General features: G+C 38.1%; 10 protein-coding genes. 9 read left to right on the forward strand and 1 reads right to left on the reverse strand.

Annotated elements, in window-relative coordinates; all coding sequences use genetic code 11:
* The 9 genes from QZ657_RS09335 to argH all read left to right on the forward strand — a co-directional run.
* On the forward strand, positions 1-741 hold a 741-nt coding region (locus QZ657_RS09335), incomplete at its 5' end, for a pyrroline-5-carboxylate reductase family protein (protein ID WP_291966459.1).
* A gap of 48 nt (positions 742-789) precedes the next feature.
* Positions 790-1914 (forward strand): aspartate aminotransferase family protein, encoded by a 1125-nt coding sequence (locus QZ657_RS09340; RefSeq protein WP_291966461.1) that lies wholly within the window; start codon positions 790-792, stop codon positions 1912-1914.
* Complete coding sequence (locus QZ657_RS09345; protein ID WP_291966463.1) at positions 1911-3107, forward strand: glutamate-5-semialdehyde dehydrogenase; 1197 nt, start codon at positions 1911-1913, stop codon at positions 3105-3107. Before QZ657_RS09340 ends, QZ657_RS09345 begins: the two co-directional genes overlap by 4 nt.
* A 118-nt stretch (positions 3108-3225) precedes the next feature.
* Entirely contained in the window at positions 3226-3993 is a 768-nt protein-coding gene (gene proB / locus QZ657_RS09350) for a glutamate 5-kinase (RefSeq protein ID WP_291966466.1), read from the forward strand.
* On the forward strand, positions 3990-4931 hold the full coding sequence (locus QZ657_RS09355; RefSeq protein ID WP_276471006.1) for an acetylornithine carbamoyltransferase: 942 nt from the start codon (positions 3990-3992) through the stop codon (positions 4929-4931). The genes proB and QZ657_RS09355 overlap by 4 nt, the downstream gene beginning before the upstream one ends.
* Positions 4921-5103, forward strand: a complete 183-nt coding sequence (locus QZ657_RS09360) for a hypothetical protein (protein ID WP_291966469.1) — start codon at positions 4921-4923, stop codon at positions 5101-5103. Before QZ657_RS09355 ends, QZ657_RS09360 begins: the two co-directional genes overlap by 11 nt.
* The gene (gene argB / locus QZ657_RS09365) at positions 5093-5872 is read left to right on the forward strand and encodes an acetylglutamate kinase (RefSeq protein WP_210708243.1); all 780 of its coding nucleotides are present in this window, start codon (positions 5093-5095) and stop codon (positions 5870-5872) included. Before QZ657_RS09360 ends, argB begins: the two co-directional genes overlap by 11 nt.
* Position 5873: 1 nt before the next feature.
* A complete protein-coding gene (locus tag QZ657_RS09370; RefSeq protein ID WP_291966474.1) occupies positions 5874-6947 on the forward strand; it encodes a M20 family metallo-hydrolase in 1074 nt (357 codons plus the stop codon).
* Positions 6948-7009: 62 nt separating this feature from the next.
* Positions 7010-8290 carry an argininosuccinate lyase gene (argH, locus tag QZ657_RS09375; RefSeq protein ID WP_291966476.1) on the forward strand — a complete coding sequence of 427 codons (1281 nt, stop codon included), beginning with the start codon at positions 7010-7012 and terminating at the stop codon, positions 8288-8290.
* Here argH and QZ657_RS09380 read toward each other — a convergent pair.
* A partial coding sequence (locus tag QZ657_RS09380; RefSeq protein WP_291966478.1) for a YihY/virulence factor BrkB family protein occupies positions 8283-8921 on the reverse strand: 639 nt, incomplete at its 5' end. The two genes, argH and QZ657_RS09380, sit on opposite strands and share 8 nt — an antisense overlap.

Below are 8921 nucleotides of genomic sequence, written 5' to 3' on the forward strand. Positions count from 1 at the left end.
ATATTGAACAGTAATGGTGCTACTAGTATGTACCTTACCAAGAGAGATACCACAGCTATAGCAGAATTTGAGAAATATGATAAGGTTACCGTTACAAATGACAATAGAATAGCCGTTGAAAATTCAGATATTTTAATTTTTGCCGTACAGCCTATTCATTTTGCCGCCATTCTAGAAAGTATAAAAGATCTATTGACGGATAAACATGTAATCATCTCAACTATTACCGGATTTAGCATCGAAAAAATAGAAGCGGTAATTGGTAAAGACAACTTTATCATAAGAAGTATGCCCAATACGGCTATTTCCGTGGGTAAATCCATGACCTGTATCTGTAGCAACGAAAAAGGTAAAAAAAGGGTTGAATTGGCAAAAGCCATTTTTAATAGAATGGGACATTCTATGGAAATCCCCGAAGGTCAAATGCAGGCTGCAACCGTAATTTGTGCAAGTGGTGTAGCTTTTTGGATGCGCTTAATACGTGCCACCACCCAAGGCGCTATACAGCTTGGTTTTGATGCCAAAGAGGCGCAAGAGCTTGCCATGCATACGTGTAACGGTGCCGCAAGTCTTTTAATCGAATCCGGTAATCATCCCGAAGAAGAAATTGACCGTGTTACCACGCCTATGGGTTGTACCATAACCGGTTTAAATGAAATGGAACACCAGGGTTTAAGCTCATCATTGATACGCGGAATTATTTCCTCGTACGACAAGATCACCGAATTCAAAAACAAGTAAACACGCTACCCAACCCGTTCATTATTTTGAACTTGAAACTTTTCAACTATGAAATTATTTGACGTTTACCCTTTATATAATGTAACCCCGGTTTCCGCAAAAGGCATTGTAGTAACTGATGACCAAGGACAGGATTATTTGGATTTCTACGGCGGGCATGCCGTTATTTCCATTGGCCATACGCACCCACATTATGTAAAGCGTTTAAAAGACCAATTGGATAATATTGGGTTTTATAGCAATGCAGTACAAAACCCTTTACAGGTAGATTTGGCCAACAAATTAGGTGAAGCATCCAATTGTAAAGATTACAATCTATTCATGTGTAACTCTGGCGCTGAGGCAAATGAAAACGCATTGAAAATGGCATCTTTTATAACCGGAAAATCAAAGGTAATTGCCTTTAACAACGGTTTTCATGGACGTACTTCTGCTGCAGTAGCAACAACGGACAATCCATCTATCAATGCTGAAATCAACCTGCAACACGAAGTTGTTTTTCTTGACCTAAACGATAGTAAAGGTTTTGAAAGGGAAATATCAAAGAATGTTTGTGCCGTAATCATTGAATCTATTCAAGGCGTTGGTGGTTTAGATGAACCTACGACCGAATTCTTACAAAAGGTTGCTTTGTTATGTAAAGAGAATGATGCATTGTTAATTGCAGATGAAGTACAAAGCGGATTTGGTAGAAGCGGAAAATTCTTTGCATTTCAACATCATAACATTCAACCGGACATCATTAGTATTGCTAAGGGAATGGGCAACGGTTTTCCGGTAGGTGGTATTCTTATTCACGAAAGTATAAAGGCAAAATACGGAATGTTGGGCACCACTTTCGGTGGCAATCATTTGGCTTGCGCAGCCACCATGGCGGTTTTAGAAGTAATTGAAAAAGAAAATCTAATTCAAAATGCTAAAGCATTAGGTGAATATTTCAACGAAAAGGCAAAAGAAATTCCGCAAGTAAAACGGGTAAAAGGAAAAGGCTTAATGTTAGGGCTTGAATTTGATTTTCAGGTTGCCGATCTGCGTAAAAAATTAATTCACGAACATTTTCTTTTTACAGGTGGCGCAAAAGATAAAACAGTGCTAAGAATTTTACCTGCCCTGAATATTACAAAACAAGATTTAGACGTGTTTTTTACAGCTCTTAAAAAAGCCCTATCATGAAGACAACCCTAAACATATCTAAAAGGAATGCCGTACTTAAGCGTATGGCAGAATTGGTGCAGCAAGAAGAATCAATTCTAATATCTGCCAATGAAAAAGATTTAAATTCTTTTGAATCAGGCGATATTGCAATGGTTGATCGCTTAAAGGTAAACAAGACCAAGGTGGCAGAAATGATTTCTTCCTTGAAAAAATTAGCTGCCTTGCCAGACCCTTTGCATGTAGAACGTTTTCAATTTACCCATGAAAATGGTTTAGAGATCAGCAACAAAACCGCACCTTTCGGTACGATCATGATTATTTATGAATCTAGGCCAGATGTTACTATTGAAGCTGCGGGCATCGCATTTAAATCGGGCAACAAAATATTGCTAAAGGGGGGCAAAGAGTCTTTGAACTCCAATTTGGTTCTAGTAAACCTATGGCACAAAGCTTTGGAGTCTTGCGATTGTGCTACGGACTGGGTGACCTACCTAAATTATTCAAGAACAGAAACTCAGCAGTTTTTAGAAAAACCAACACAGAAACTAGACTTAATTGTACCTAGAGGTGGCGAAAAACTGATCGCTTTTGTTAAGCAACATGCACAGTGCCCGGTAATAGTAAGCGGTAGAGGAAATAACTTTGTATATGTTTCGCACGAGGCAGATTTGCAAATGGCACTGGATGTTATCGTCAATGCAAAGACCACAAAAATTTCCGCTTGTAATGCCGTTGACAAAGTCATCATTTCAAGAGATTTACCACGCAAGGCAGAATTTTTAAGTCATTTGATCAAGACCCTTAAAAAACACAATGTTGAAATTTTGACCGATGCCAAATTAGCCGGATTAGATGGCACCTCTCAAATGGAAAATGAATCTGTTTGGTTTGAAGAGTTTTTGGATTATAAAATTGTACTAGGGCAAGTGCCAGATGTAGATGAAGCCGTTCAGCTCATCAATACCTATGGAGGCGGTCACTCCGCTTCTATCATTACTAAAAATGAAGAGGAAGCAGATGTTTTCATGCAATCTGTGGATACCGCTGCGGTATACCATAATGCATCTACCCGCTTTACGGATGGCGGACAATTTGGCCTTGGAGGAGAACTAGCCATTAGTACAGATAAATTACATCAACGCGGCCCTATAGGATTACAGCATTTAGTAACCAATAAGTGGTACGTAAAAGGAAATGGTCAGGTAAGGTAGGTGATTGGTTGTTCGTTGTTCGTTGTTCGTTGTTCGTAAAATAAATAATAAGAGTGTCGGGTTAAGCGCAATAGAAACCTGAAAAAGGGCTAATAGTTAAGACTAAAAGCAAAGAAGCATGTTAAAAAAGAGAATTTTATTGAAATTAGGTTCCAATACCTTAACCAAAGACACTGATCATATTTCCCGAGGAAAAATTGAGGATATTGGTCGGCAAATTGCCGCTCTAAAAGATAAGTTCGAATTTATTATTGTGAGTTCCGGTGCCATTGCCGCTGCAAGGCAGTTTGTTAAGTTGGAACATAATGGAGAAGAAATTAATGTAAAGCAGGCATTGGCATCTATTGGTCAGCCTCATCTAATGCGCATTTTTCAAGAAAATTTTAGGGAGCTTGGACTCTTTACATCACAATGTTTGTTATCCTATTCCGATTTTGAAAATGAGCAAACTAGAGCGAATATTAAAAACACTATTAACGTTCTTGTTGCAAACAATTTCATTCCTATCATTAATGAAAATGACACCGTTGCTACTGATGAGATCAAATTTGGTGATAATGATAAATTGGCCGGATTGACCGCATCGCTTTTATCTGCTGACATTCTTATCATTGCTACAAATACAGATGGTATTTACACAAAATCATCTTTAACGACTTCCACACCAAAAACCATAAAAGCTGTTTCAGACCTGACCAAATTGCTAAAAGAAATAGGGGAATCCAAATCTACCCACGGCACCGGTGGCATGCAGTCAAAAATTGATGCAGCCACCATTGCACAAAAAGCAGGTATTGAAACCTGGATCACCAATGGACTGAACGATAACTTTATTGTTGATGCCATTGAAAATAAAAGCACATTTACAAAAATTATAGCATCATGAATTACCTTTCCATAAACGATATAGACGTTTTATCCAACTGGGTAAAAGAAGCCATAACACTTAAAAAACAACCTAAAAAATTTAAGGAATTAGGTAAAGACAAAACTATTGGGCTGTTATTCTTTAACAACTCGCTTCGTACACGTTTAAGTACCCAAAAAGCAGCAATGAATTTGGGTATGGAAGTTATTGTGATGAATTTTGGTAGCGAAGGTTGGGCTTTGGAATATGCCGATGGTACCATTATGGACCAAGGAACTTCTGAACATATTAAAGAGGCCGCCCAAGTAATTTCGCAGTATTGCGATATCATTGCCATCCGTGCTTTTGCCGGTTTGGTAGATAAGGAACTAGATGAAGCGGAAGAGGTGCTCAAAGGTTTTAAAACATATGCTACGGTACCTATCGTAAATATGGAAAGCTCTGTGGGGCACCCATTACAAGCATTAACCGATGCCATTACTTTAGAGGAACACAATTTTAAAAACAACCCTAAGGTTGTTCTTTCTTGGGCGCCACACCCAAGGGCTCTACCACATGCCGTTGCCAATTCATTTGTACAAATGATGCAAAAGCAACATGCCGATTTTGTGATTACACATCCTGAAGGTTATGAACTGGACCCCAACATTACAAAAGATTGTACCATTGAGCACGACCAAGAGAAGGCTTTAGAAAATGCCGATTTTGTTTATGTAAAGAACTGGAGTAGCTATACCGATTATGGTCAAATAAAATCGCAGGACCCAAACTGGCAAATGACACTTAAGAAATTAGGCAAGGCAAAATTTATGCACTGTCTTCCTGTTCGTAGAAATGTTGTTGTTGCCGATGAAGTTTTGGATAGTGACCAATCTTTGGTTATAGAACAGGCAAATAACAGAACCTACGCAGCACAATTGGTGTTAAAGAAAATACTGGAGAGCAATGAAAATTAATAAGTGGATCTATATTGGTATTGCGCTATTCGCCCTCATCCTTTTTGTAATGAATATGATAGATATTGACCATAGCACCGCTCATTGGAAAGCCTATATGGGTCCGGTCAGTAATATCATTCTAATAATTGCCATGGTAATCATGTTCAAATTTGCAGATTATGAAAAATAAATTAAGTGTTGTAAAAATTGGTGGTAATGTCATAGAAGACGAAAACGCACTTGACGTTTTTCTCACTGCCTTTTCTAAACTTGAAGGCTTAAAAATTTTGGTCCATGGCGGTGGAAAATTAGCCACTCAATTAGCAACCAAACTTGGCATTGAGTCTAAAATGATAGATGGCAGACGTATTACCGATGCCGAAACCGTTGATATTATAACCATGGTGTATGGCGGTTTGGCAAACAAGAAAATAGTTGCGCAACTACAAGCTAAAAACACCAACGCAATTGGATTAAGCGGTGCAGATGGTGATAGCATACAGGCTCATAAACGTCCTGTCAAAGAAATTGATTACGGATTTGTAGGCGATATAGATGGTGTAAATGCTGCATTATTATCCAAGCTTTTAGCGGCGGATTTAACACCCATTTTCTGTGCCTTATCGCACGATGGTGCAGGACAGTTATTAAACACCAATGCAGATACGATTGCCTCTGAAATTGCAATAGGCATGGCACCTACCTTTGAAACAACGTTGTATTATTGTTTTGAGAAAAAAGGGGTTTTAATGGATATTGCCGATGAAAACAGCGTAGTTAAACACATTGACACCAACACCTATAAATCACTTTTATCCGATGGTATCATTGCTGACGGAATGTTGCCAAAACTTCATAATTGCTTTCATGCCCTAAACCACAACGTAGCAAAAGTATGCCTGGGCGATGTTACCATGTTAGACAAAAACACAGAACTGTTCACGACAATAAAACTTTAAGATGAACCAAACAGAACTTACAGAAAGTGCAATTGCATTACTGAAGCAACTCATATCAATAGAATCTTTTTCTAAAGAAGAAGATAAAACAGCCGATGCAATACAGGCTTGGCTGGCAAAATATGACATACCTACGGAAAGAGACCTCAACAATATTATTGCTAAAAATAAATATTGGGACGACTCAAAACCTACATTATTACTGAATTCGCACCACGATACGGTGAAACCAAATACGGCATACACCAAAGATCCTTTTTTGCCCCACATTGAAGATGACAAGTTGTTTGGCCTTGGTAGTAATGATGCTGGCGGACCGTTGGTTTCCCTTTTGGCTACTTTTGTAAATTATTACAATGCAGAAGACCTAAACCACAATATTTTAATGGTCGCCTCTGCAGAAGAGGAGAATGCCGGTGAAAATAGCTTGCGCGGTTTATTGCCAAAACTTCCACATATAGATGTAGCCATTGTTGGTGAACCTACTTTGATGCAACTTGCTATTGCTGAAAAAGGATTGGTGGTTTTTGATGCTGTTGTTAAAGGTACTCCGTCGCACGCCGCACATCCAAACAATGATAATTCCATATACAACACCATTAAAGTTCTGGAATGGTTCAAGAATTATTCTTTCGAAAAATCTTCTGAAGCCTTGGGCGATGTGAAAATGACGGTTACCCAAATAAATGCTGGCAAACAACATAATGTGGTACCGGCACAAGTAGATTTAGTAGTAGATGTACGTGTAAACGATGCATATAGTAATAAAGAAATTGCAGATTTATTAAAGAAGGATGCGCCGTGCGAATTAAAGGAGCGATCTTTGCGTTTAAATTCATCGAAAATAGATAAAGACCATCCGTTGGTGCAATCTGGTATTGCCTTGGGCAGAACTACATATGGATCACCTACATTATCCGATCAAGCAGCGTTAAGTTGCCAATCGTTAAAATTAGGACCTGGAGACAGCACACGCTCCCACTCTGCCAACGAATTCATCTATGTACATGAAATTGAAGAAGGTATAGATTTATATATTAGATTATTAAAAGGCTTCCTTTCAATCAACAATTAACAATAACCAATTACCAATAAGCATTGTTCATTGCTTAATTGATAATTGATAACTGACAACATATGAAACTCTGGGATAAAGGATTTAGCACCGATAAAAAAATCGATCACTTTACAGTTGGCAACGATAGAGAATTGGATTTACACTTAGCAAAATACGACGTTATTGCCTCTAAGGCACATGCGAAAATGCTGGGTAAAATAGGATTGATTTCCCCTAAGGAAACCGATGAACTTGTAAAAGAACTTGATAATATTGCCGCGCGAATAGAAAAAGGCACATTTTCTATAGAAAATTCTTTTGAAGACATGCATTCTAAAATTGAATACATGCTGACGCTAAGCCTAGGAGATACCGGTAAAAAAATACATACTGCACGTTCTAGAAACGACCAAGTTCTTGTAGCCATGCATTTATACCTAAAAGATGAATTGACAGAAATAAAGGCGATGACCAAATCGCTTTTCAACCTTCTTTTGGTAAAAGCACAAGAGCATAAGGATGTTATGCTACCAGGTTACACACACTTGCAGATTGCCATGCCATCTTCTTTTGGGTTATGGTTTTCCGCCTATGCAGAAAGCTTAATAGATGACCTTTATTTTATTGAAGCGGCCTACAAAGTTGCAGATCAAAATCCGTTAGGTAGTGCTGCCGGTTACGGTAGTTCATTTGCCATAGACCGTAGTTTTACCACCAATGAAATGGGTTTTGAAACCATGAAATATAATGTGGTTGCAGCACAAATGAGTAGAGGAAAAGCTGAAAAAGCTACCGCTTTTGGTATTGCCAACATTGCAGCTACCCTATCTAAAATGGCCATGGATATTTGCTTGTATATGAGTCAGAATTTCGATTTTATCTCATTCCCCGATGAGTTGACCACGGGTTCCAGTATTATGCCACACAAGAAAAATCCCGATGTGTTTGAGTTGGTACGTGGTAAGTGCAACAAACTACAGTCTATTCCTAATCAATTGACATTGGTCATCAATAATCTCCCTAGTGGTTACCACAGAGATTTGCAATTGGTGAAAGAAATAATTGTTCCGGCAATTCAAGATATGAAGGCTTGTTTAGAGATCTTAACTTTTAGCCTAAAGGAAATCAGAGTGAACGATAGTATTCTAGACGACCCAAAATATGATTATTTGTTTAGTGTAGATACATTAAATGAGTTGGTACAAAGCGGTATGCCGTTTAGAGATGCCTACAAGAAAATGGGTATGGAGATCAATGCAGGTACTTTTGCTCCAAAAAGAGATATTCATCATACACATGAAGGAAGTCTAGGTAATTTATGCTTGAAAGAGATTCATGATAAAATGAAAAAACTCAACTGATTTTCACATACTTATCAGAATAAATCTTGGTAAACTGTGCTCCAAAAGTGACTATTAAACTAGAGTAGGACACCCAAAGCATGACCAAAATTATACTCCCGGCCGCCCCATAGGTAGAGCCGGGTTCCGCTTTTCCAAAATAGAATGCCAAAGCATATTTACCAAGTAAAAACAATACAGCAGTAAGTGCTGCACCTACTTTAACCGCTTTCCAACGAACATGAGTACTGGGTAAATACTTGAACATAGCCCCAAATAATAAGTAAATAAAACCTAGTGATAATATTAGATCCAGTACGAATCCAAGTTCTAACATACCATCTGGCAAAAGTCTGGAGAGCTGTTTTGAGAATGTTGACAACAAAGAGGTCAATACAAAACTTACCAAAAGCAAAAATCCTATAATAAGAATAAATCCGAAACCTTTTAAACGCATAAATAAAGTTGACAGAAACTCATTTGAATATTTAGGTTTTGTCTCCCAAATTTCATTCAATGCGTTTTGTAATTGATAAAATACTCCCGTAGCACCATAAACCAGCACTCCTATTCCCAATAACGTTGCTATGAACGACGTTTGCTGACTGCCTTGATTTTTAATGATATCTTGTATAGATTGTGCCGTATCAGG

Source organism: Maribacter sp., from assembly GCA_020629415.1.
Taxonomy (GTDB): domain Bacteria; phylum Bacteroidota; class Bacteroidia; order Flavobacteriales; family Flavobacteriaceae; genus Maribacter; species Maribacter huludaoensis.

What these genes read in the sequence shown, in the direction of transcription:
- QZ657_RS09340 (WP_291966461.1), top strand. Translation starts at nt 790, where the DNA reads ATGAAATTATTTGACGTTTACCCTTTATATAATGTAACCCCGGTTTCC.
- QZ657_RS09345 (WP_291966463.1), top strand. Translation starts at nt 1,911, where the DNA reads ATGAAGACAACCCTAAACATATCTAAAAGGAATGCCGTACTTAAGCGT.
- proB (WP_291966466.1), top strand. Translation starts at nt 3,226, where the DNA reads ATGTTAAAAAAGAGAATTTTATTGAAATTAGGTTCCAATACCTTAACC.
- QZ657_RS09355 (WP_276471006.1), top strand. Translation starts at nt 3,990, where the DNA reads ATGAATTACCTTTCCATAAACGATATAGACGTTTTATCCAACTGGGTA.
- QZ657_RS09360 (WP_291966469.1), top strand. Translation starts at nt 4,921, where the DNA reads ATGAAAATTAATAAGTGGATCTATATTGGTATTGCGCTATTCGCCCTC.
- argB (WP_210708243.1), top strand. Translation starts at nt 5,093, where the DNA reads ATGAAAAATAAATTAAGTGTTGTAAAAATTGGTGGTAATGTCATAGAA.
- QZ657_RS09370 (WP_291966474.1), top strand. Translation starts at nt 5,874, where the DNA reads ATGAACCAAACAGAACTTACAGAAAGTGCAATTGCATTACTGAAGCAA.
- argH (WP_291966476.1), top strand. Translation starts at nt 7,010, where the DNA reads ATGAAACTCTGGGATAAAGGATTTAGCACCGATAAAAAAATCGATCAC.